Here is a 21982-nt window from a genome sequence, read left to right on the forward strand (position 1 = left end):
TAGCTCGTATTTAGGGAGTTATTCGTTATTAGTGTATCGGTGAATGGAATAATTTCAGTGTCAGAAGGGTACCTATTAGATAAAATGAAAAGTATCATTCGGTATTTAGACCTTTTTACTGAATTTTGTAAAACAGTTTTAAACTGTTGAAAAAGTGAGTCCAAGACTGAGTCTTGAACTAGGAACTTCAATTTTGTCAGGTGACAGATAAATTCTAGCTGTAGAAATACAATGCTTTGCGTCTCTACAGCTAGAATATAAATTTTAGAATAATCAAGCAGCCACTCAAATAGCACTTTTCAGTTAGCTAGGAATCGTTTCTACCAAAATCTGATTTCCTTTTTTGTCATAATATATGCAAGTCATATCTTCAAGTGAGACAATCCATTTTTCAATTCCAGATTTGGCACAATCTTTACAAAATTGGAAATAATCAGTTTTGCCTGCCTGATGCGCTTTGAGGTCTTCAGCAAAAATGCTCGGAGTACATTCGTCTTCAATTACTAGAGCATCGTAAACAGGCTCTGACGAGGTTTCGAAGTTATTTTTACCCCAGTAATTTGTATGGCTATCAAATACCCAAGTTTCAAAGCCTACAACCCCGAATGACTTAATTTCTTGAATGTAAAGAGGAAATTCTGCACCAGATTTTACCTTTGCATGTGCTTCTTTGATTTGTTTTACCGTAAACATAATGTTTTGTTTTAAGTTTGATAGCACAAAATTCGGCATTTGATTTTTCCAGAAATTGTAAAAAATCGTTGATTTTAGGTTATTTGAGACATATTGCCAAATAAAACTGCATTAATTCCCTGTGACTATGAACTTTTAGCCTACTGGCTATTACCTCAAGCCTACCGCTGATTATTTATTCATCTCTAATTTGGCCAAAAAGTCGCTAAACATCAAGTAGTTATCAATTTGATTATAAACACGAATATTTCTTCCCTCGTGATTATATTGATATTGTCCATCCGAATTGATTTTTGGAGCCTGTTTTACCGTATAAAAACTCGATGATGGATCAGCCTCAAAATAGGATTGTAAGGCAGTAAAAAGCACTAAGGGACTATCGCCCAAAATATATGTTTCTCCAATACGCCCTACACGACTCATGAGCGTATGAAGTTCCTTGTACAAATATTCTCCTAACTTACCTTGTGGTTTGACTTTAGTTACCAAATGCGAATAGGGAAACAGCGCCTGACGATATACGTTTCTTGGAATTTGCCACAGTTTTACCGCCGTTTTGTTAAAGACAGCCATGGCAGCCTTTGGGTCAATATTGAGGTTATATTCTACTTTTGAATAACCTGGAGGTGGTAAAGCAATATCGGAATGTTCTGGACCACCAATCCAAATCAAGGTGATTTTATCCGCGATTTCGGGCTTTGTCAATAGCGCCGAAGCTATTTCTGTAAGCCCTGCGCCACAAAGTACATAAAGAGGTTGTTTGGTGTCGGTACGCAAAGCTTCGTTTATAATCAGGTCTACCCCAGCACTTTTTACAGGCGTATTATCGTCTGTCATACCTGTATTTGAGCCAGCGACTACTGGCACTTTTCCTTCCAAATTCATGATTTGAAGAAGCTCTTTAGCTTTTTTTGCTGCATTTTCGGCTTGTGTGGTAGAAGGATCAAAACCATCTTTTACACTCAAATGCGAACCAATAATTCCACGAATTTCAACCGACGGCGATAACAATAAGTGCGCCATTTGAAACAATCCGTCGGGGTCACCACTAAAATCATTGTCAACGATGACACGCATACGAGGTTTGATTTCTGAGGAAATAGTCTGACAGTAAGTGGTTAGACTAGAGACAAACATGGAGAAGAATAGAATAATTTTTATTTTCATGAGATTTTTGAGGGTTTGTTTAGTTAAAAAGGATTCTTTCTCCAAGTTATACTACAAATTGACTTAATTAAAGATGGAATTATAATGAATTTGGAATTTTTCTAAAATAGAATCTGTTTAAAGAAGATATATTCTTTGATTTTTACAAACATGAGCACAAAATCCGTAGAAGAGTTTTATAAAGATGTCAATATTCCGATTCCTGAAAACTTTAAAAAGGAAATCGGGCATTTTAATGTATTCGCTATCGACGAGTTTATTCGTGGACTTCGTGAGCGTAACATGATGCCTTATAATCGACGTTCTTATTACAAAATCAGTTTGATTATTGGTAAAAACCGTGCTGAATATGCGAATAAGATTTTTGATATTGAAGAGAATGCACTGTTATTTGCCACGCCAAAAATTCCGTATCATTATCTTCCTCAGGATGAGCTCCAATCCGGACACTTTTGTGTTTTTACTTCTGAGTTTATGATGAAAAATAAGGTAGGTTTCCCGATTGATGAACTTCCCATTTTCCGTCCTGATGGCTTTCCTATCTTCAAACTTTCTTCAGAAGATGTAGAGGAGGTTTCGTATATTTTTAAGAAAATGCACAAAGAATTGTCCTCTGACTACGCTTTTAAGTATGATTTGTTGCGAAATTATGTCATGGAGCTTTTACACTTTGGGCAAAAACTACAGCCAGCTACGGCTTTATATTCAACTCACAACGCTTCGGAAAGAATTTCGTCTTTGTTTTTGGAGCTTCTCGAAAGACAATTTCCAATAGAGTCACCACAGCAAAAATTACACCTGCGTAGTGCCAAAGATTATGCCGACCGCTTGGCTGTTCACGTCAACCATTTGAACAAAGTGTTAAAAGATAGCACAGGCAAAACTACCACAGAGATAATCGGCAGTAGAATTGTCCAAGAATCAAAAATACTTTTGAAAGAAACCAATTGGAATATCTCTGAAATTGCCTACAGTCTTGGTTTTGAAGAAATAGCACATTTTTCCAATTTCTTTAAAAGGCAAACTTCCATTTCACCTGCGCAGTACAGAATTTAACCATTGTTTGAATTTTGCAAATAATGCTTTTCTTTTTGCAAACAAAAGTGTTGAGAGATGTCACAACTTTGTAACATCAAATTTAACACTTATAACAATGAGCAAAATAGCATTAGTTACAGGCGGTAGCCGTGGTTTAGGAAAAGATGAGGCTATCCAATTAGCCCACAAGGGATTCGATGTAGTAATTACTTACCAAAGTCAAAAAGACGATGCAGAAGCAGTCGTTGCCGAAATTCAGGCAATCGGGCAGAAAGCAGCAGCTATTTCTTTGGACATTTCTAACACTTCAAACTTTGACGCTTTCATCATCGAGTTTCAAGGAGTTTTAAAAACAGCATTTGGCGCAGATTCATTTGATGCTTTAATCAACAATGCTGGTGTGGGACATTACAGTGCTTATACAGAAACGACCGAAGCTGATTTTGATAAGATGGTCAATATTCATTTGAAAGCACCTTATTTCTTAACTCAAAAACTTTTACCATTAATGAATGATGGTGGAAGTATTTTGAATACTTCATCTGGTTTGGCACGTTTTTCTTACCCAGGTTCTTCGGCGTATGCCATCATGAAATCAGCGATAGATACGCTGACTAGATACCAAGCTGAAGAGCTTGGTAGTCGTAAAATTAGAGCTAATTCGATTGCCCCTGGTGCCATTGCGACAGATTTTGGAGGAGGGAATGTTCGTGATAACGTGGCGCTAAATCAGGCTATTGCCTCAAGAACAGCCCTTGGACGAGTAGGCTTGGCAGATGATATTGGAAGCGTAGCGGCATTTTTGTGTAGCGACGATGCCAAGTGGATAAATGGTCAGCGTATCGAAGTTTCAGGGGGAATTCATAATTAGGACTGTACGAAGGATTTCAAACTATTGCGGATTTGGGATTTCTGATTTCGGAAATGAATTAAAATACTTTTATTTTTTACAAAATATAAATAAAAAAGTAGGTTCCATTTTCGAAATTCAACATCCGATGTTCAAAATAGATTGTACTTAAAACGCTTCGTACACTACTATCAAATAATAGCCAGATTGGGACAAGCATGAATAATCCTGAGTTGTAAAACAATGATTATGCTCCAACTTTTCATTAAAAAGCGGTCAAAATTGTTTTTTCGACCGCTTTTTTGATAATACTCCGCTATGGCTGACTCTGCATAAGACGTAAAGCATTACGTCTCTAAAGCCTAGAATATACATTCATTTACGCAATCTCAATTCACTCAATTAGTTTGTGTTTTAAACCGTCTCTTTCTGAAAATTATATACATCTATTCGAAAATTCTGTAACAATTCTCCCCATAATCTCCTCTAATTTTGTGTCAAAGAAATTTATATGACATGGGAAATTTAGAGGAACATACTATAATTCATATTCAAGTCCCTGTGACAGGCATGACCTGTGCAGCCTGCGCTTTGAGCGTAGAGAAAGTTTTAAATAAGCAGGAGGGTGTTGAAAATTGTGCTGTCAATTTTGCGAACGAAACCGTTCAATTGACGATTGATAGCGATAAAACTTCTGTAGAAAAACTTCAATCGAAGGTGCAATCGGTCGGCTATGATTTGATTTTGCCTTCAGATGATACCCGAACTCAAGTTGAAGCATATAAAACTCAGAAACATGATTCTTTAAAACGCAGTGCCATTGGTTCAGCAATTTTGGGCATACCTGTTTCTATTTTAGGGATGTTTTTTATGAATGAACAGTGGGTGCCTTGGGTGTCTTGGATTTTGTCTACACCAGTGGTTTTTTATTTTGGAAAAAACTTCTTTTTCAACGCATGGAAACAAGCGCTTCATGGGAGCGCCAATATGGATACGCTCGTGGCTGTCAGTACAGGAGTAGCCTACTTTTTTAGCGTTTTTACCACCCTTTTCCCTGAGTTTTGGCACCATCGAGGCTTGCATGCTCACATCTATTTTGAGGCATCAGCCATTGTGATTGTTTTTGTCTTGATAGGAAAACTTTTGGAAGAAAATGCCAAATCCAATACCTCTTCCGCCATTAAAAAGCTTATAGGTTTTCAACCTAAAACGGTTTGGCTTATCGTTAATGGCGAAGAACAACAAGTGCCTATAGACGAAGTTCGAGTAGGGGATAGGGTGGTTGTTAAACCTGGGGAACGTATTGCCGTGGATGGAAAAGTCCTATTCGGACATAGCTTTGTTGACGAAAGTATGATTTCGGGCGAACCTATTCCAGTAGAAAAGTCGAAGGGAACAAAAGTCTTTTCTGGAACTATCAACCAACAAGGAACTTTGAAGTTTTTAGCTGAAAAAGTAGGCTCAGAAACCTTATTATCCCAAATCATCAAACGGGTACAAGAGGCGCAAGGCAGTAAAGCGCCCATTCAAAAACTGGTTGACAAAATTGCCAGTGTATTTGTGCCTGTCGTACTAGGAATTGCCGTCGTTACATTCTTCTCATGGATGGTTTTGGGTGGTACGAATGCTTTTTCTTATGCGCTAATCACCTCTGTTTCAGTATTGGTGATTGCTTGTCCATGCGCATTGGGACTAGCAACACCCACGGCAATCATGGTCGGAATAGGCAAAGCCGCCGAGGAAGGAATGCTTATCAAGGATGCTGAAAGTTTGGAATTAGCACATCGTTTGGATACCATAGTTTTGGATAAAACAGGTACTTTAACAGAAGGAAAGCCAAGTATCAAAGACAGTTTTGGATTAGAGGACAGTCACATAATTGACCTATTTTTGAGTATAGAACAAGCCTCCTCGCATCCTTTAGCACAAGCTATTATTCCATTTTTGAAAGGAAAAAATGGCAAAAATCAAACTTTGACCCATTTTGAAAATGTTGTAGGGAAAGGAGTAAAAGCTGTTTTGGAAGAAACAACCTATCTTTTAGGAAGTGTAAAATGGATGCGTGAGTTAGGGGTTTATCAAGAAGGTCAAATTTATCATCATTGGCAAAATGTGGGATATACCACTGTATTTTTAGCGAATGAGAAAGAAATATTAGCAGGAATTGCCTTAGAGGATACGATAAAAGCGGATGCTAAAAAGGCGATTTCAGCCTTGCAAGAGTCTGGAATCGAGATAGTCATGCTAACGGGAGATAATCATAAAACAGCCCAGAAGGTAGCGTTTGAACTTGGAATAACACAATTTAAAGCAGAAGTGTTGCCGAGTGATAAATCTAAGATTGTCAGAGAGTTTCAACAAAAAGGTAATGTTGTCGGAATGGTGGGTGATGGTATTAACGATTCGGAAGCTTTGGCTCAGGCGGATGTCAGTATAGCGATGAGTAAAGGTTCGGATGTAGCGATGGACGTAGCCAAAATTACCTTGATTTCAGATCAATTAACCAAAATTTCAGAAGTAATAAACTTATCTAAAAGAACGCAGTCCATTATTAAGCAGAATTTATTTCGGGCTTTTATTTATAACATCATCGGAATTCCGATAGCAGCAGGCGTGTTGTTTCCGATCAATGGTTTCTTGATGAACCCGATGTTGGCAGGTGCTGCCATGGCATTTAGTTCTGTATCAGTAGTTACAAATTCTTTAAGATTGAAAAAGTAAAAAGGGAGAAAATATCTCAAATCAATAGTTAAATTATAAAAACAAAAATCATGGAAAAATTACAATTTAAAACAAATATCAATTGCGGTAACTGCGTAAGCAAAGTAAGCCCATTTTTAAATCAGGTGGAAGAAATCGAAAACTGGAAAGTTGACACATCCATACCCGAAAAAATATTGACTGTTGAGGGAGAAGACCTTTCAAGTGATAAAATCAAAGAAGTGGTAGAATCTGCGGGTTTTGAGATAGCTACTTATTTAGCGAGTTGAGATTGAGTGAATATTTTAATTTGAAATATTGAGCAAATTCTACACAAGTTATGGGTGCAGGATAGGAGTCGAACACTTCCTCTTAGGGTGCAACTTAAGTCGCACCCTAAGAGGAATAGTTATTCTTTTGGCTTAAATAATCTTGCTGTATAATCCAACAACTTTCGATCTCCTGCATCTCCATGCCCAGGCACTATAATTTTAACTTTTGGATAACGCGCTTTTACATCTAAAACTGTTGAAGACCATGCCTTCAAATTTGCATCCCCGAGGTATCCTCTTGTGGCTCCCAATTCCTTGATTAAGCATCCGCCAAACATAATCTCATCTTTTTGGAAATATCCGACCACATTATCAACCGTGTGTCCTTCTCCGACAAACTTTACTGTAACTTTTTCATCACCTAACGCCAATGAAAGAGAGTCTTTGAAGCCATTTTGAGGTAAAATTGAATCATTTTCCTTTGCCAGTGTAATGGTTTTTTCATTGGCATAAGACGGTATTTGATATTTCTCAAATATTCCTAAACCTCCTAAACAATCATCATGGAAATGTGTAGGAATAATCGCTTTAATCTTACATTTTTGGTTTTCAGTCAACCATTGAATGAGTTCTTCAGAACCTTTATCATCAGTTGGGGTATCGAAAATAATTGCCTCTTTGTGGTCTACTACCACAAGACCATTACAAGGCACATTACCAAAATCATTCGTTTTGAGATAGGAGATATGCTGATATGAATTTGGTGCCAGTTGAAGAATGATTAGTTTATCAGATTTATAGACCTGACGCGTATCAAAATCTTTCTTTTTTAAAGAAGTACATTGAAATGTAAAAGCACATAAAAGAATAAAGCCTGCGGTTTTAAGAATGAAGTTCATGTTGTTATGTATAATTTTTACAAAGCAACGAAATTTTTGTGTTTATTAGTATTATAGAGGCATTTTTGGCACTATTGATCTTTTGACTTTAATAGATAAGGATAAATATAAATGAGGAATTTAGATATATACATATATCGGCTCGGAAAAGTAAATGAAGGCGAAGCTTTTTTTCTGCCTTATATTGGTCGAGTAAGAATACATTTAGGGTATTTGAACATAGCCGTAGAATATGAAATAGTTTATGAAATCTATACATTTTTGGGAAAAATAGGTATTGAGGCTGCCCAAATCGTACCTCTAAAATACAAGACCCCAAATTTAAATTCACAAGAGGCCTCACGATATGCTCTAGACCAATTAAAGGAATCTTTCAATCAGATTACCTTAAATAAAGCAAAGCTACATTTTGTGCGCGAAAACTTATTGACATACACATTTGTATTAATTTCATCTGAATTAGATACTGATTATTATGTCTCTATTGACAAATGCGACGGTCACATTCATCCTAAACATGAGCAATGTACTGGACATCAAGAAGAATATTATTTAGATATTAATACGACTCTTTCCATTGTTGAAATAGAAAATATTCTAGCAGAATTTACCCAAAAATTATCAAATCAATTAATTGGAAACGAAGGAATTAAAGATGTTTTTTGCTTTGAAAATATATATCTAGAAGTATTTAAATTGAAACGAACTTATGCAATTGAGGACTGCATAAATTTTGTTTCAAACATTAGAATTATATTTTACCTTCCAAAGTACAAAGTAGGATATATTAATGGTAGACGGGAACTAATGAAAATATTAGATTTAATAAAAGTACACCTTATTGAAGGTATCTTATTTGCCAATTATAGAGATTCCTATATTCTACATATTGAAAATGGTTTCATTAATAACACAGATGTAGAAAATTGGTCGCTGAAATAAATACTCACCTTGATATGCTATGAGTTGCTGAAGCTCGTAGTGTAGGTCAAAAGACCAACAATAGTTGAATATTAATTTTAGTTTGTGGATTTCGAACAAATATGATAATGTTATAATTAATTAATGAAATAGAAACTGACTTTTCAGATAATATTAAAAATATTATTGATGAACACCTTATTAATGCGTACAACTCTATTTGTGTTTTGAGGAGCAAACTTTTGGAAAAAAAACTTGAAAAGGAATTTTTTGATGAAGTGAAGCTAAAGTTTATTTCGAATTCTTTTGATCCAAATACACTAGTCCTCCAGTCTAAATATACACTCAAGTATGCGGTGTGTATATCTCGATTTTGGAGGTGTTACTCTTATAAAAAAGGAAATTTTATAAGTAAAGGAGAATACAATCTGTTTGAAAAAATGGAAAATGATGATTTAATTGTACATAGAGCACTATATGATGACGAATTAGCATTGATGCTTAGACGATTGGAAGAGATGTTTGTTTCAAGTAATCAAATATATGCACATATAAGGTTACACAATATAAAAGCAAATTACAAGAGATAATCTTTTACAGCCGTTGTCAGTCTTTTGACCTACAACAGGCGCGAAAGTAATCACCAAAATAACGGTTATTTTCCATTCGATTAATTACTGACCCTCGTATTGTTGTTCACAGTACCAACAATGGCTGAAGTAGTAACCCCTGAAATATTACCAAAATATTCACAGCTATGAAATATTATATTTTTGCTCCATCAATGAATAAAAAAGTAGTTGGTCATTACCACCAAACTGAAGATGTAGTTTACCCAATAGAGCTCTACAAGCCACCTTACAGCGGGAAATTTACAAAAGGAGAATTCCTTGATTTTAATCCAGAGGTACAAATAATCCTTCACAAGAAAGCTTTCTTAACAGATTTTATAGATGGTAGTCCACTAGGATTTGGGATTTTTTTAAATGACAAAGTGAAGGAGCTATTAAAAGGTTTTCATTTACCCCCTCATAAATATCATCCAATTAAAGTTATGCATAAGGGAGAGCAAATACTTGGATATTACTGGCTTCATTTTTTTGTTGATTTGTATCAATTTATAGACCGTGAGATGAGTTTCTATGAACTAATTGATCAGAGTACAAAAAAGGTATCTCTAAAAGGTAAGATTGAATCAGAAGGTCAAATGTATCAGATTTTTAAAAAATATGGGGGTGATTTTCGAATAAATATTGAATACTGTTTCAAGAGTCAAATGCCTAAATATGATTTGTTTGCCAATAATATTCATGTGGGTTATAAATATATGTCCGAAAAATTGGTTGATATGATTAAAGAGAAGCAAATTACTGGTTATGATTTTGTAGAGGCTAAAAATCTGTTTTTTGAGATAGAAGAAAATGGGTAAGTAGTTCATAGTTTTGCCATTGTTGTTTTTTATCAACAATGAAAGAAAAGACCAGTAAATACTGAAAATCTTTAATATTAGGCACTCACTTAGGCAGTTTTAAGAATTGTATCCCTTTCCCTAAAAACTATGATTTTATTTAACACACTCAAACACCATTTACCCAGCATTATAGATTTTATTGCAAATCATACCGTAGATTCGGAGGTGAATTTGTCGAAATTGGGCGATTCGTTGATGGATTTATACACAGGGCACCTATCGCTAGACTCAATTTTTGAAGAGACATTATATTTTTTGAAAGAGCAGGGGATTACCTCTGAGGAGGATTATCGAGTCTTTTTGGAGAAACATCAGGGTTATGCAACCTTTCAGTTATCAGATACTTCCAAGTGGGTATTTTTATGGGGTAATGAGCCTGAGCGATATGTGCATATTCACCCTGCAAGATATTCTCCCTTCACTATACGTATCAAGTCAGCTACGCTTAAAACTGCGGTGATGCTTAAAATTCGTAACGTACAGCAGTTGGATACCGATTCAATAAATACTGCAAGAAAAAGTATTGGGTTGTCACCAATCAAAAGTATGGAGAAGGTCACCAACATTATTGAAGCCATGACTTTGTTGGAAACTACACAGGCGTAGCTAAATTTACTTTAGTTACATTCTCTAATATTGTTTGCTAAGAGACCAGCAATGGCTTAAATATACTCTTTATATTGATAAATCATTAGCAGTTGCTACTCCAGAATTAGTAAGAATGCTAGAAAGAATCACAAAACAAGGTGTTACAATAGTTGCATATTCATTGGAAGAATTAAGGAGTATATTAAAATGAAAAATGGGAAGACTTGCACATTTACTTAAAAACTGGGAAAATCATTCTCCAGAGAAAGTATTGATAGATACTGTGAAAATTTGTTTTCGTAACGGTATCAAATTTGAGTACCAAAATTGGAATAGTTATTTTTCAAATGGGTCACTTAAAAACACCGAGATTAGATTAGAGGAAGATTCTAAAAATGATGAGAAGCAAGGTTTTTTGTTATCAATTCAAGGCGTAGACATCGAACTCATTGAGCTCGGGCAAGATAAAGCATTTGATTATCTAATTCCAAATAAAAACTTATGTAGTTTAGCATATATTGAACCAGTCTGGCAAGAAAATTTAGAATTGATTTTTTTATTTATTTACGAGTATCTTAACATTAATCGAGACGATTATTTTTGGTTTGAAGGTGAGGATATACTTTCATGGGAATCCATACAGAATTTTAAAAAGGATGGTTTTGAGAGTTTTTTAAAGGTTGTTGGAATCCCCGAGGGGCCGTAGCGTTCTGCAAGACACTTCGGAAACTAGATGAAAGTAGCGTGTTCATATCAATATAACCCAAAGCTACTAGGATGCTGCCGAGTAAGGCTTCTCCGTAAGAGGCAATAATCATGATACGACTTATCAAATGTACAAAAAAGTTGATTTTTTAATTGACGAGTTGCTGTCGCTCATATTGTTGGTCAAAAGACCAACAAGGGCTGAAATGATGGACTTGAAAGTGTTTTTATTTCTTTACAAACTTAAAATCCAGTGTGTTTTCTTGACCAAGAATAATTTTTTTTGCCAGCTCTATGGGATCTTCAAATTTAAAAAAGTCTCCATTGTTTATCCGCACAAAAATATAATGAGTAGTGAATAATTCCTTAGATAACTGACTTTCCCACCCAATATAAAAACTTAGTAAAGATGTGTCATCTGGAACCAATTGATTAATTGAGTATTCGCCTTTTTCATTTAATTTATCTGTTATGAAGAATGTGTAATTTATCTTAGTAATTGAGCCTTTGATACCTGTAAAATAAATTATCATACTGTCAACTGAAGTCCCATCTTCTGTGAATGCTTTTCCTGTAATAATTGTTGAAGTGGATGGAAAATTATCATCTTTACATGAAGATGTAATCAAGGAGATAATAATCACTGAGATGAAAGGAAGAAGGTATTTCATTAATTTCAGAGGTATTTAGAGTTGTATAACTATTAACCAAACAATTATAAGAGTTAATTCATGAAAACACAAATGGGGATCATTTTTTTCTGCATTTAAATAGGAAATAAATGGCTCATATGATTTCTTGTATTCCATATTTCTCCAGAATAGTGTGGATAAAAAATACTATAAGTTACTACTTTTCTGCCATTGTTGGTCTTTTACCCAACAAAGGGAGTGAAAGCAATCACCAAGTTCGATAATAAAATATAGAGTTATTATGAATATGATTACAACCACAAGAATGGCTATTCTGTCACTCTTGTAATTGCTGGCGCTAGTGTTGTGGGTCAAAAGACCCACAACGGCTGAAATCGAGAGAATTCATAAATTATCCCCTCCTTCATTGTGGTTCTTTCGACTAGCAATGAAGGAAGGTTTTATTTACACCTGACCATTATACTTTGGATCGAAATCTACCATCCATTCTATACCGTATTTATCTCGAAACATACCGAAATACGACCCCCATGGACTATCTGCTATTGGCATTTCGACATTTCCTCCTGCTGAAAGTCCATTGAACAAATGATCTGCCTCTTCTTTACTTTCAGCACTTATTGAGATTTTACTTCGATTCTCTTGCTCATTGACTTTTCCTAGTACGTTTGGCACATCGCTCCCCATCAATACGTTGGTCTTGCCGATTGGTAAAGCTATATGCATTACTTTATTGGCTTCTTCCTCTGGAAATGGTTGTTCGGGATTTGCGAAATCTTTGAATCTTGCAATCATCGCGAATTCGCCGCCGAATACAGATTTATAAAAATTGAACGCCTCCTCAGCATTGCCGTTATAATGTAGATAAGGATTAATGAGTGCCATAGTATAAGAGTTTAGTTGTTAACATGTTTGGTTGGGAAATGCCCAACTTACACTAAGTTAAAAAGAACTTTTGCTTTTCACTATGATTGAAATGAATATTTGAAACCAATAAAATAAAAATAGGCAAAGTAATTATCATCAATTACTTTGCCTATATCTAAAAGCTAACCTAATGACTACAAGCCATATAAGCCACCTGCAACTGTTATTTTTTCTCCAGTAATCCATCCAGCATCATCTGAAGCCAAAAATACTGCCACTTTGGCAATATCTTCTGGTTGTCCGATTCGTCCTAGTGGTGTTTTAGAAATCATGGCTTTTTCGGCATCACTTCCTGTGATACCTGCGGTGATTGTTCCTTCTGTTTGGACTCCGCCAGGAAGTAGTGAATTAATACGGATATTCCGTCCGCTAAACTCTTTAGATAAGGAAATTGTGATGGCGTCTAAGGCTGCTTTTGTAGCAGAATAAACCGACATCATAGCAGGAGGCGTTGTACTTGCACCCGAACTGATATTGATAATTACACCTCCTTTTTCATCAAATTGCTTAACTGCTTCGCTGATAGTTAACAATGAACCTAATACGTTGGTATTGAATTGTTGGTGAAAAGAATCTTCCGAAAATGTCTCAATGGGAGAGAATTGATAGATACCAGCATTGTTGACCAAAATATCAATTTGTCCAAACGCGTTTTTTGTTTCTTCAAAAAGCTGACTTACCTCTGTTGCTTTAGATACATCGGCTTTAATGGCGATGGCAGTGCCTCCATTTTCGGTAATACTGGTCACTACTTTTTCCGCTCCTTCTTTACTTGATGCATAATTTACGACTACCTTGGCGCCCTCTGCGGCAAAATATTTTGCGATTGATGCCCCAATTCCTTTTGAAGCTCCTGTAACTATTGCCACCTTGTTTAATAACTTACTCATGGTTGTTTTCTTTAAAGTTTGAGTGACAAAGGTATATTTTGTTTGTTTATTTTTGTAACTTAGTGTCAAAAAGTAACAGTATCATTCGGGTAATACAGTAACACTTTAGTAACAAGGAAAAATATGAAATGTGCAGATTTTCAAGGAGATGAACATAAAAAAGAAATGCTAGCAGTCCAAGATTCGATGGATGTGCTGAGCGGGAAATGGAAAATTAATATTATATCTTCTATTTGCTATTATAACAAAAGACGATTTTCGGACATTCTGAACGATGTCAATGGTATCTCCAACAAAATGTTGAGCAAGGAGTTGAAAGAGCTAGAAACTAATAAAATTATCAAACGAACTGTGTTGGAAACTCAGCCTATTTCCGTGCAATATGAACTTACTGAGCACGGAAAAACCTTGCAGACCATTATCCGAAACCTGACTGATTGGGGAATACGACACCGTCGTGAAATTATTGGAAAATAGCTAGATTAAAGTTGGAAGAAATGCTTAGTTTGTAACAGATTTACTATCTGAAATATACTGGACTAATTTCGTTTTACATTGATAATCAGCCTATTTTCAGCTTTGGAAATAGCTATCTGTTGAGGTTGTCAATGTGAAAACTGAATAGAAAAATTAAGCATTACTTCCAACAATATCCATACCTATGTAGGAAGAGAATCAATTTGGTTTTAATACAAGCTAATTGAATTATCATTCTGTGAAGAGGTTGAGCTTTTGTAATTGATTATTTGTGTGCTCATAGTTTTCTTCATCGAAGCATACAAATACTATTTTTTCAATATAAGGTTGCTCTATCACAAATTTATATACGGTTTCAAATGCAATTTGCGCCGCCAAATCCTTTGGAAATTTATAGATGCCCGTACTTATATTAGGAAATGCAACTGATTTACAATGATGGTCTTTTGCCAATAGTAAAGCCTTGGTATAGCAAGAGGCAAGTTTTTCAGCTTCATGCTTATTACCGCCATTCCAAACAGGACCTACCGTATGAACTACGTATTTTGCAGGAAGTTTACCCGCTGTTGTGATAACAGCTTCTCCAACTTTACAACCTCCTTGTTTGGCAATGATTTTACGACAATCCTCTAAAATTGCGGAGCCACCTGCACGATGAATAGCTCCATCAACACCACCGCCTCCCAAAAGAGAAGTATTGGCAGCATTTACGATGGCGTCAACTGACATTTTAGTGATATCAGCTTGAACTACTTCGATTTTTGTAGGAATTGATGTCATTGTCATGGTATTCTGTTTTATTTAAGAAGAATTATTTACCAAATTACTAATAGTTAGTTCAAGTCAAAAAGGTGAACCTGAGGCTTATCCAAGCTTTTGATGTAACCATTTTCTAACTGGCTCATCGTAAAGTTTTAAGCTAATAACAGCCAAAACTACAGCGCTTCCAAATGTGAGCAAGGCCATTGGCCAAGCGTCCTCCAGCGTTATTCCTTTATGATTACTAATCCAAGCCACATAAAAATACACCAATACATAGTGCGTCATGTATAAAGGATAGGAAATGTCACCAAGAAATTTACAAATTTTATCTTCGTTAGGATGCAAAATTCCACTAGCACCGATATATACGATTATTGGAAAAATGATGATGATGCAAATGGATTCATAAAGACCGTTCATCCAAAGTTGAGTCGCTCCTCCAATTCTTGGCATAAATAAAACTGTTGCAACAAGGATACTACACCACAAAAACGCATTTTTAATCTTAGTCGGTTGGGTTACTCTTGACAAAAGTAAGCCTGCAAAAAAAGGAAAAGGGTTCTTGTGATGCCAACACGCATGTGTTCATAGTTCAGCGTCCACCCACCTGTTACATCACCGTTTGAGTTTGTTACAGCAAATTGAACCAGCAATACTGCTGACAGTGCCACAAAGATAGAAAGCGATTTGTTCGATAATTTTCTAATTCCTAAACTTTAAAGGATGTTGGCGATATATTCGAAGAAAAGCGACCAACCTACGCTATTGAGCGGGTGCATTTCTTGCCAACCACGAATATCCATTGAAAGCGGTATGGGTAAAATGGTGTACCCGATTAGCATTACAACGATGAGTTTCCATAGTGGAATCGTATGAATCATCGGCCAAATCGTAGAGTCGGTAAAATAGAAGGTAATGCCACCAAGAGTCATACCTAAAATGACAAGAGGCTGAAGTCTGATTAACCTCCGACGGAAAAAGCCCTTAAACGTTAATGTGTCCCACCTGTCATCGTAGGCATATCCAATGACAAAACCCGAGAGGAGAAAGAAGAAATCAACCGCCAAGTAGCCATGGTTTACGATGTTGTCAAGGTGGTTACTGGCAAGTGGTTCGGCAAGGTGAAAGAATACGACAATAATAGCCGCTACTCCGCGAAGCCCATCAAGAATTTGAAAGTGAGGCTTCGTACTCAAATTGTGGTTGTTCACTTAATTTTACGTTTGATTATCAATTGATTATAGCATTTGGGTTTATTTTAAAGAATAGGGTGTTATCTACTTTTAGTATAATTATGGGGATAGGTTGAAATAACAAAAGTTGGGACCATTCCCTAAAATTGTTCTTGAAAAATTTAATATCAAACCACCAATTGCTATGGTTGATAAGTCTTTGAATACCATGATTTTGATTAATAAAGCACAGTATTATAGGAGAATAAGTAGGATGGGGATTCTGGTTTTCATAGATATTGAATGGTTCAGGTTTCAGAGATTGTAATCTTTAGGACACTATCAAATATACATCAGAAGTAGAGTAGGTTCTGTGTTGTCTTGTAATAGTTTTGACATATCATGTGTTGGCATTAGGTATTGTAAGAAAAACCATGTAGAAGCAAGCGCTTTTTAGAAGAACTTTGATTATAAATACTTGTTATGTTCTGAGGTTCTACCAAAGTTTAATTGATAATTTCTCCTTTATTGTTATCAAGTTTTTCTCTAAACTTCTGTATTTCCTCAGGACTACGACGATTCCATTCTTTTATTTCTCCAATGATTTTCAGTGGAGCTTCCGAACGATAGGAGCGAGTTGGATTCCCAGGGAATTTTTTATCTGTGAGATTGGGGTCATTTTCAAAGTTACCTGTAGGTTCTACCATGAAAACTCTCTCGACACCATCACCTTTTGCTAATGCTGCTGCCAAACCAGCCCCATCGACCAAGGCAGTAAAATAAATATGATTCATTTTAAGATTACTTTGGTAATTGGACTTTCCCCCAGCCACTAAGAAATCGCCAATTGATAAGTCCGCTCTCGTGCCATGGTAAAAAGGGCCATTGTCTGATGGGCTACATCGATGTGTCTCAGAATGAGTACGATACTCTTTCGCTTTGTCAAGTTCGCCCGATGCTTCGTAACATTTGGCAAGAGTTTGGTATAAAGATGGCAATGCCGTATTTACCGCTGGACTATTTGCTTTTAGGGCAAAGGATAAAGTTGATTCCAACCAAGACAACTTTTGATGCTTGTCTTCTTGAAGTTTGGCGATATAGTAGGAGCTAAGATACTTTTCAAAGTCATTACTTGCCTCATTCCAAGCTTGAGTATAAGTATTTAAGGCTTTTTCGAAGTTATTTTGAGCTTCTAATTCCATGCCTTGTAGGCATAATTTGACAATTGGGTTGAAGGGTGAAAACTCCATACTTGTAAGGGGTTATGATTTTGATTTATCACTTATGATTCTGTCAAATCAGAAATGGAAAATCTATTTTTTATTAAGTATAATATCGTATTGGTAGGTTCCATGCACAATTTTTGAGACTCCTGCTCCGCAGATAAAAAATGGAGGTTTCTTGACGCTAATACCCTTGATTTTGGCCTGTGGAAAGCCAAATGGTAAATCATCCTGCATAGAAAAGCTTTTACAATTTTTGATAATTATAGAATCATTTAGCGCTAGTTGAAAGTAGTGTTCTTCAAATTCCAGAGAATCGAGTTGATACCCTGTTTTATTGTATATGATAATTTCAGGCCAATTTTTAGTTTCTTCAAACAAGCACAGAAATAAAATAGCTGGGATTGCGATCAAAAATGAAAAAGTAAATCGATAGTTGTAAAGCATTTGACTCTCATTTATTGTTTAGCATCAAATATAAACTTTCTTTGCACTTTTAACTGATTACTTGAGATATGGAAGTTTTGCACCCTGTTTTTATCGTCTATAAGTTGAATTTTAATATCAAAAACAGAGGCTAGGTTTATCCTAAAACCGCCTCTTGCGTTAGGGCGCAATTTTTGGATTGTTTGAGTTTGCCGTAAGCCAAATAGGGGCTGTCTAAGATAACTGATTTCAACGAAGTTGTGTATGGTATCTTTTTTAGCAAAATTTCTAATGATAATTTCGGTCATCACTGTATTTCTTTTCTCAGGAAGACTTGGTAATCTGTCTCCTACGAAATAGGGAATTAGAAATAACCCCAATACGGCAATAAGGCTAAAGGGTGTTTTATGATAGACTAATTTTGATTTAGGAAGTAGAAACCATAGTACGGATGAAGCTACCAAGAATAGGAGAAAACCATAAAAAGGATTAACGAATATACCTAAATGCCAAGATAAATAGGCTAAATTCAAACTCAGACAGGATATCAATGCTCCAATAATGGCAGCTTGTGGGAGTTGGATTTTAGCTAAAATCTTTGATAAAATTGTAATCAAGAGACTATTGCCCAAGATGAAAATATAGGCAATCTGAAATAAAAAGTAAAGAGATATGAATAAGTGGAAGAATAACTATACAATTGCAGATGAATAATAAAATTGAAAACTTAAAGAAGTGCTTCGGACCCATGGTTGCTTATAAAGTTGAAACTCAGTAGGTAAAAAAATAGGTGGTAAAAAACGACTATGACTCAATAGAGTCATTTTTCAATCTGTACAGAACTGGCTTGGTCTTCGTTCTTTCGATTATTCCTCTCGCTTCTAAATCAAGTTTTACTACTTCTCCGTACCATTGTACACCACCTTCGAAAGTATCTTTTACTTCCTGATACAATTTTTCCATTAAATCGGTATGCGTTAATTCTGAAACTTGTAAAATAGAAAGTAATGTAGTTTTAATGGTTTCATATTTTAGCAACAAAATCTTTTTATTTGATTTTGTTGGGTCAGGATGCATTGTTTGAATCTTCTCGGTTTCCATAATTTAGCTATTATAATTGGAGGCTGGGTTTATTTTAGATGAAAATCTTCTTTTTGGACAAAATGCTCCATGCTGATTACCAGCAATATATTTCCAATAATGGTGACCTTTTGCATGATGGCTAGCAAACCCCAATTGCCTGTGCCGTACAAAAATAAGGTATAATAGAAAACAAGCATTGATAACACACAGCCTATTTTTAATAGGTGGAGAGAAGTTTTGAATGAAAATATGGTGATATAAAATAAGCCCAATAATGTTAGCGTACTCGTTATTGTTACCATGCTATCGTGTAAAGGTGTCGCTATCAAAAAATTGAATAGAATTTCGCTATATCCTACGATTTTCAAAACCAAAGTGGCTTGTTTATCGCTGATTTTCTTGGACATATTGATAAAAAATACGCCATTTCCCAACGAATAAAATATCATTCCGAAAATGGCCCATATCCTTCCTAAGTTAGGCAATCCATTTAAGGAGTTTTCTTGAAACAGATTACTGAAAAAATTCCTAGACCAATCGAATCCGATCGTGTTTTTGTCTTGAATCGTTCCGCCAGCATATTGAAGTGTAGCGATTAACATGAGAATTGAGGCTATTGCCAAAGACAATAAAACTGCATATTTTTTTAAGAAGTATCTCATTTTAGTTCATGAAGAGCTTGGTTGACAGAGGTTTAAATATACAAAAATCAACTGGATAATTGATTTTATACTGTCCAAAGTGAGCCCATCGAGTAAGTTTTGGCTTTGCCACTAATGATGACTCTTTCTCCAAGGTTTTGGCAATAAAGTGTTCCAACCCTTTCCGAAATCTGTGTTGCCTTAAGTATGTTTTTACCAAGTCTTTCTGCCCAAAATGGAATCAAAGAACAATGGGCAGAACCAGTTACTGGATCTTCGAGAATGGAGGCTTGTGGGGTAAAAAATCTGGATACAAAATCATCATTTGTTCCCACCGCCGTAACAATTACTCCCCCTGGGTCGAGGTTAATCAAGTCAAATTGTTGCCTGTTAATCTTGATGTTCTTAATGTCTTCCTCCCTCTCATAGACAAGTAAATAGTCCCTTGATTTATAAACCTCCTTTGGTTGAATATTTAAAGATTGGGCAATTATTGCAGGTAATTCAGCTTTAATCGGCATTCTCGAGGGAAAATCCATTCGATATAAATCACCATCAACCTCTATTTTTAATTCTCCACTTAAGGTTTCAAACAAAATAGTGTTGGAAGAATAGTTAAGTATTGTTTTGAGACAATGCGCTGTAGCCAAAGTTGCATGACCGCATAAATCCATTTCGATTTCTGGAGTAAACCACCTTAAATGAATAGCATCCTTTTTAGGAACAAAAAAAGCAGTTTCTGCCACCGCATTTTCTTGAGCGATTTTCTTGAGTATGTCGTCGGGTAACCATGTTTCTAATGGTACAACGCATGCAGGATTACCTCCAAAAACTTGGTCAGTAAAAGCATCTATCTGATATAAGTTTAGTTTCATGATTGAGTCAACTAAATCCTTTTGATTTTGTCATTATTGGTCTTTAGACCAGCAATTTGGTTAAGCTTTAGAAAGTTAATGATTTTCGAATCTAATAGATTTCAGATATGACATCGAGTTTTGAAAGAAATCATGTGTACGCTGATTATCTCGTTTGTAAGCAATTTCAAATCTGAATTCCAACAGGTTCCCGTGTCGGCTGGTTTGAGCGATAAGTAGTTTTATCCATCTACATTGCTTTGAATTATAACCCTTTAGTCCAAACACAGAGAAGGTATAATTGTTTATTTTGGTGATAGTTTCAAGCTTTATTTGGCTACACTCTGTGCATATTTCGCGCCATAAATTATGATTTCTCCTTAAGTTCCAATGCAAATTTACAATACTTATCGAGTCTTCAATCGGTAGATTTTCAAGGAATAAAGGATGTTTTATCGTAAATCTTTCAATCGAATCTTGTGGTTCTTCTACTGAAATAAATCCAGTTTCTTTTAAAATAGGAAAATGCTTTGGTTGTGCTCGATACTTTATGTGATGACAAGAGGGACAATCCGAATAATCAATCCAGTGAAATACTGTATCATATCGCTCTGGTAAGGAAATTGAAATTTTTCCCAAAGGTTGAGGAAGTTCAAAAGGAACTTTTTGGGAGTTTTCGGAAAATTCATTCGATGTATTTTTTGTGTTTTCATTCCTACAGGCAGACATAAAGCAGACAATCAAAACTGCTAATGATAATTTTGAATCCATCCAAACTAAAAACCTCATTCCCAAAATTATTTATGATTTTAAAATCCAATTTTAGCACTATCTCAATGACTTAAATAAGAGTAACGAAATCAAAGCAGAATATCTATTCTACAATTTTAAAATATGGAATTAATGAGTTTTTTCACCACATTAGAAAAAGAATCGTAGATAAAATCAAAGAAACTGTCTTCCTCTTTTTCTTGAGCGTGTCTCCGACTTTGCTTTGTAGAAACACTTTGTTGAGGTATTGATTTGCTCTTTTTTATTGCTTCTTCGCTCGTAATTACAATTAATTCGGCAGCATCTGGATCGTCTAAACTTTTATCACTTTTACTTACGTGAAGGTTAAGCCAGATTCCGTCTGGTCCAATAACACTTTTGGTAGTACCATTATCATAAATCGTTACCTGAGTTCCATTGCTGGAGGTGATAACGTTATTGAGACCATAGTGACTTATAATCGACATCGAACCATCGGGATTGATTATACTCGATTGAATACCTTGTTTGTAAACGGTAGTAACTCTACCATCTGGATGCGTAATTATTTTGGTTGAGGGAGTATCCATTACCGTACTCATTTTTCCATTGGGGTGAATAATTGATTTCATTTGACCGTTGTAATGAATTACTGTATGTACCCCATCAGGATGTATAATGGTGATGACTCCTTGTCTGAAATTATTTGAATAATTTTCTGAAGGAAAACCCTCAGCGAAATAAGAAACAAAAGGACTTAACGACGTCAATAGGGTAAGAGCTAAAATGGTATTTTTCATGTTTTGAATAAGTGTTTTAA

The 21982-nt window shown here is 35.5% G+C and carries 25 protein-coding genes and 1 pseudogene; 9 read left to right on the forward strand and 17 right to left on the reverse strand.

Going from position 1 to position 21982, the window contains the following annotated elements:
• Positions 1 to 303: 303 nt before the first annotated feature.
• Positions 304 to 693 (reverse strand): DUF1398 domain-containing protein, encoded by a 390-nt coding sequence (locus QM524_RS02820; RefSeq protein ID WP_283343386.1) that lies wholly within the window; start codon positions 691 to 693, stop codon positions 304 to 306.
• A gap of 171 nt (positions 694 to 864) precedes the next feature.
• Positions 865 to 1860: a nucleoside hydrolase gene (locus tag QM524_RS02825; RefSeq protein WP_283343387.1), complete on the reverse strand. Its 996-nt coding sequence runs from the start codon at positions 1858 to 1860 to the stop codon at positions 865 to 867.
• A 150-nt stretch (positions 1861 to 2010) separates the two neighbouring features.
• Here QM524_RS02825 and QM524_RS02830 point away from each other — a divergent pair, with 150 nt between their 5' ends.
• The 4 genes from QM524_RS02830 (at position 2011) to QM524_RS02845 (ending at position 6738) form a co-directional block, all read left to right on the forward strand.
• Positions 2011 to 2916: a helix-turn-helix domain-containing protein gene (locus QM524_RS02830; RefSeq protein WP_283343388.1), complete on the forward strand. Its 906-nt coding sequence runs from the start codon at positions 2011 to 2013 to the stop codon at positions 2914 to 2916.
• Positions 2917 to 3013: 97 nt separating this feature from the next.
• Positions 3014 to 3769: an SDR family NAD(P)-dependent oxidoreductase gene (locus QM524_RS02835; protein ID WP_283343389.1), complete on the forward strand. Its 756-nt coding sequence runs from the start codon at positions 3014 to 3016 to the stop codon at positions 3767 to 3769.
• 495 nt (positions 3770 to 4264) lie between these two features.
• Positions 4265 to 6469, forward strand: coding sequence for a heavy metal translocating P-type ATPase (locus QM524_RS02840; protein ID WP_283343390.1), 2205 nt, complete (start codon positions 4265 to 4267; stop codon positions 6467 to 6469).
• A 50-nt stretch (positions 6470 to 6519) separates the two neighbouring features.
• Entirely contained in the window at positions 6520 to 6738 is a 219-nt protein-coding gene (locus QM524_RS02845) for a heavy-metal-associated domain-containing protein (protein ID WP_283343391.1), read from the forward strand.
• Positions 6739 to 6857: 119 nt separating this feature from the next.
• Here QM524_RS02845 and bla read toward each other — a convergent pair whose 3' ends face one another.
• Positions 6858 to 7619, reverse strand: coding sequence for a subclass B1 metallo-beta-lactamase (gene bla, locus QM524_RS02850; RefSeq protein WP_283343392.1), 762 nt, complete (start codon positions 7617 to 7619; stop codon positions 6858 to 6860).
• Positions 7620 to 7730: 111 nt separating this feature from the next.
• Between bla and QM524_RS02855 the strand changes: the two genes are divergently transcribed.
• The 4 genes from QM524_RS02855 to QM524_RS02870 all read left to right on the forward strand — a co-directional run bounded on the left by QM524_RS02855 (position 7731) and on the right by QM524_RS02870 (position 11305).
• Entirely contained in the window at positions 7731 to 8561 is an 831-nt protein-coding gene (locus tag QM524_RS02855) for a hypothetical protein (protein WP_283343393.1), read from the forward strand.
• Between the two features lie 736 nt (positions 8562 to 9297).
• The gene (locus QM524_RS02860; protein WP_283343394.1) at positions 9298 to 9969 is read left to right on the forward strand and encodes an imm11 family protein; all 672 of its coding nucleotides are present in this window, start codon (positions 9298 to 9300) and stop codon (positions 9967 to 9969) included.
• A 129-nt stretch (positions 9970 to 10098) separates the two neighbouring features.
• Positions 10099 to 10617 (forward strand): hypothetical protein, encoded by a 519-nt coding sequence (locus QM524_RS02865; RefSeq protein ID WP_283343395.1) that lies wholly within the window; start codon positions 10099 to 10101, stop codon positions 10615 to 10617.
• Between the two features lie 196 nt (positions 10618 to 10813).
• Positions 10814 to 11305 carry a hypothetical protein gene (locus QM524_RS02870; RefSeq protein ID WP_283343396.1) on the forward strand — a complete coding sequence of 164 codons (492 nt, stop codon included), beginning with the start codon at positions 10814 to 10816 and terminating at the stop codon, positions 11303 to 11305.
• A 226-nt stretch (positions 11306 to 11531) separates the two neighbouring features.
• Here the strand turns inward: QM524_RS02870 and QM524_RS02875 are convergent, their stop codons facing one another.
• The 3 genes from QM524_RS02875 to QM524_RS02885 all read right to left on the reverse strand — a co-directional run bounded on the left by QM524_RS02875 (position 11532) and on the right by QM524_RS02885 (position 13774).
• Positions 11532 to 11975: a hypothetical protein gene (locus QM524_RS02875; RefSeq protein ID WP_283343397.1), complete on the reverse strand. Its 444-nt coding sequence runs from the start codon at positions 11973 to 11975 to the stop codon at positions 11532 to 11534.
• Between the two features lie 426 nt (positions 11976 to 12401).
• The gene (locus QM524_RS02880; RefSeq protein ID WP_283343398.1) at positions 12402 to 12842 is read right to left on the reverse strand and encodes a VOC family protein; all 441 of its coding nucleotides are present in this window, start codon (positions 12840 to 12842) and stop codon (positions 12402 to 12404) included.
• 176 nt (positions 12843 to 13018) lie between these two features.
• Positions 13019 to 13774, reverse strand: a complete 756-nt coding sequence (locus QM524_RS02885; RefSeq protein ID WP_283343399.1) for an SDR family NAD(P)-dependent oxidoreductase — start codon at positions 13772 to 13774, stop codon at positions 13019 to 13021.
• A gap of 123 nt (positions 13775 to 13897) precedes the next feature.
• On the opposite strand from QM524_RS02885, the gene QM524_RS02890 reads away from it, so the two are divergent.
• Positions 13898 to 14251 (forward strand): winged helix-turn-helix transcriptional regulator, encoded by a 354-nt coding sequence (locus tag QM524_RS02890; protein ID WP_283343400.1) that lies wholly within the window; start codon positions 13898 to 13900, stop codon positions 14249 to 14251.
• A 231-nt stretch (positions 14252 to 14482) separates the two neighbouring features.
• Here the strand turns inward: QM524_RS02890 and QM524_RS02895 are convergent, their stop codons facing one another.
• The 11 genes and pseudogenes from QM524_RS02895 to QM524_RS02945 form a co-directional block, all read right to left on the reverse strand.
• A complete protein-coding gene (locus QM524_RS02895; RefSeq protein WP_283343401.1) occupies positions 14483 to 15037 on the reverse strand; it encodes an O-acetyl-ADP-ribose deacetylase in 555 nt (184 codons plus the stop codon).
• 78 nt (positions 15038 to 15115) lie between these two features.
• Positions 15116 to 15544: an acyltransferase family protein gene (locus tag QM524_RS02900; protein ID WP_283343402.1), complete on the reverse strand. Its 429-nt coding sequence runs from the start codon at positions 15542 to 15544 to the stop codon at positions 15116 to 15118.
• A gap of 185 nt (positions 15545 to 15729) precedes the next feature.
• Complete coding sequence (locus QM524_RS02905; protein WP_283343403.1) at positions 15730 to 16224, reverse strand: acyltransferase family protein; 495 nt, start codon at positions 16222 to 16224, stop codon at positions 15730 to 15732.
• Between the two features lie 467 nt (positions 16225 to 16691).
• A pseudogene (arr, locus tag QM524_RS25965) lies at positions 16692 to 17069 on the reverse strand (NAD(+)--rifampin ADP-ribosyltransferase); the annotation flags it as partial.
• A 429-nt stretch (positions 17070 to 17498) separates the two neighbouring features.
• Positions 17499 to 17855 (reverse strand): hypothetical protein, encoded by a 357-nt coding sequence (locus QM524_RS02915; protein WP_283343405.1) that lies wholly within the window; start codon positions 17853 to 17855, stop codon positions 17499 to 17501.
• Between the two features lie 11 nt (positions 17856 to 17866).
• Complete coding sequence (locus QM524_RS02920; RefSeq protein WP_283343406.1) at positions 17867 to 18451, reverse strand: hypothetical protein; 585 nt, start codon at positions 18449 to 18451, stop codon at positions 17867 to 17869.
• 187 nt (positions 18452 to 18638) lie between these two features.
• Positions 18639 to 18935 (reverse strand): DUF6958 family protein, encoded by a 297-nt coding sequence (locus QM524_RS02925; protein WP_283343407.1) that lies wholly within the window; start codon positions 18933 to 18935, stop codon positions 18639 to 18641.
• A gap of 29 nt (positions 18936 to 18964) precedes the next feature.
• Positions 18965 to 19579 (reverse strand): hypothetical protein, encoded by a 615-nt coding sequence (locus QM524_RS02930; protein WP_283343408.1) that lies wholly within the window; start codon positions 19577 to 19579, stop codon positions 18965 to 18967.
• A gap of 65 nt (positions 19580 to 19644) precedes the next feature.
• The gene (locus tag QM524_RS02935; protein ID WP_283343409.1) at positions 19645 to 20433 is read right to left on the reverse strand and encodes a PhzF family phenazine biosynthesis protein; all 789 of its coding nucleotides are present in this window, start codon (positions 20431 to 20433) and stop codon (positions 19645 to 19647) included.
• A gap of 75 nt (positions 20434 to 20508) precedes the next feature.
• Positions 20509 to 21201, reverse strand: coding sequence for a hypothetical protein (locus QM524_RS02940; protein WP_283343410.1), 693 nt, complete (start codon positions 21199 to 21201; stop codon positions 20509 to 20511).
• Between the two features lie 98 nt (positions 21202 to 21299).
• Positions 21300 to 21962 (reverse strand): hypothetical protein, encoded by a 663-nt coding sequence (locus QM524_RS02945; RefSeq protein WP_283343411.1) that lies wholly within the window; start codon positions 21960 to 21962, stop codon positions 21300 to 21302.
• Positions 21963 to 21982: the final 20 nt, after the last annotated feature.

Source organism: Flectobacillus roseus (genome assembly GCF_030056595.1).
Taxonomy (GTDB): Bacteria; Bacteroidota; Bacteroidia; order Cytophagales; family Spirosomataceae; genus Flectobacillus; species Flectobacillus roseus.

Excerpts from the sequence above, each read along its gene's own strand:
- QM524_RS02885 (WP_283343399.1), bottom strand. The coding sequence starts at position 13,774 with ATGAGTAAGTTATTAAACAAGGTGGCAATAGTTACAGGAGCTTCAAAA.
- QM524_RS02935 (WP_283343409.1), bottom strand. The coding sequence starts at position 20,433 with ATGAAACTAAACTTATATCAGATAGATGCTTTTACTGACCAAGTTTTT.
- QM524_RS02880 (WP_283343398.1), bottom strand. The coding sequence starts at position 12,842 with ATGGCACTCATTAATCCTTATCTACATTATAACGGCAATGCTGAGGAG.
- QM524_RS02830 (WP_283343388.1), top strand. The coding sequence starts at position 2,011 with ATGAGCACAAAATCCGTAGAAGAGTTTTATAAAGATGTCAATATTCCG.
- QM524_RS02820 (WP_283343386.1), bottom strand. The coding sequence starts at position 693 with ATGTTTACGGTAAAACAAATCAAAGAAGCACATGCAAAGGTAAAATCT.
- QM524_RS02855 (WP_283343393.1), top strand. The coding sequence starts at position 7,731 with ATGAGGAATTTAGATATATACATATATCGGCTCGGAAAAGTAAATGAA.
- QM524_RS02940 (WP_283343410.1), bottom strand. The coding sequence starts at position 21,201 with ATGAGGTTTTTAGTTTGGATGGATTCAAAATTATCATTAGCAGTTTTG.
- QM524_RS02870 (WP_283343396.1), top strand. The coding sequence starts at position 10,814 with ATGGGAAGACTTGCACATTTACTTAAAAACTGGGAAAATCATTCTCCA.
- QM524_RS02825 (WP_283343387.1), bottom strand. The coding sequence starts at position 1,860 with ATGAAAATAAAAATTATTCTATTCTTCTCCATGTTTGTCTCTAGTCTA.
- QM524_RS02945 (WP_283343411.1), bottom strand. The coding sequence starts at position 21,962 with ATGAAAAATACCATTTTAGCTCTTACCCTATTGACGTCGTTAAGTCCT.
- QM524_RS02875 (WP_283343397.1), bottom strand. The coding sequence starts at position 11,975 with ATGAAATACCTTCTTCCTTTCATCTCAGTGATTATTATCTCCTTGATT.
- QM524_RS02840 (WP_283343390.1), top strand. The coding sequence starts at position 4,265 with ATGGGAAATTTAGAGGAACATACTATAATTCATATTCAAGTCCCTGTG.
- bla (WP_283343392.1), bottom strand. The coding sequence starts at position 7,619 with ATGAACTTCATTCTTAAAACCGCAGGCTTTATTCTTTTATGTGCTTTT.
- QM524_RS02895 (WP_283343401.1), bottom strand. The coding sequence starts at position 15,037 with ATGACAATGACATCAATTCCTACAAAAATCGAAGTAGTTCAAGCTGAT.
- QM524_RS02860 (WP_283343394.1), top strand. The coding sequence starts at position 9,298 with ATGAAATATTATATTTTTGCTCCATCAATGAATAAAAAAGTAGTTGGT.
- QM524_RS02865 (WP_283343395.1), top strand. The coding sequence starts at position 10,099 with ATGATTTTATTTAACACACTCAAACACCATTTACCCAGCATTATAGAT.
- QM524_RS02925 (WP_283343407.1), bottom strand. The coding sequence starts at position 18,935 with ATGGAAACCGAGAAGATTCAAACAATGCATCCTGACCCAACAAAATCA.
- QM524_RS02915 (WP_283343405.1), bottom strand. The coding sequence starts at position 17,855 with ATGCTTTACAACTATCGATTTACTTTTTCATTTTTGATCGCAATCCCA.
- QM524_RS02890 (WP_283343400.1), top strand. The coding sequence starts at position 13,898 with ATGAAATGTGCAGATTTTCAAGGAGATGAACATAAAAAAGAAATGCTA.
- QM524_RS02930 (WP_283343408.1), bottom strand. The coding sequence starts at position 19,579 with ATGAGATACTTCTTAAAAAAATATGCAGTTTTATTGTCTTTGGCAATA.
- QM524_RS02845 (WP_283343391.1), top strand. The coding sequence starts at position 6,520 with ATGGAAAAATTACAATTTAAAACAAATATCAATTGCGGTAACTGCGTA.
- QM524_RS02835 (WP_283343389.1), top strand. The coding sequence starts at position 3,014 with ATGAGCAAAATAGCATTAGTTACAGGCGGTAGCCGTGGTTTAGGAAAA.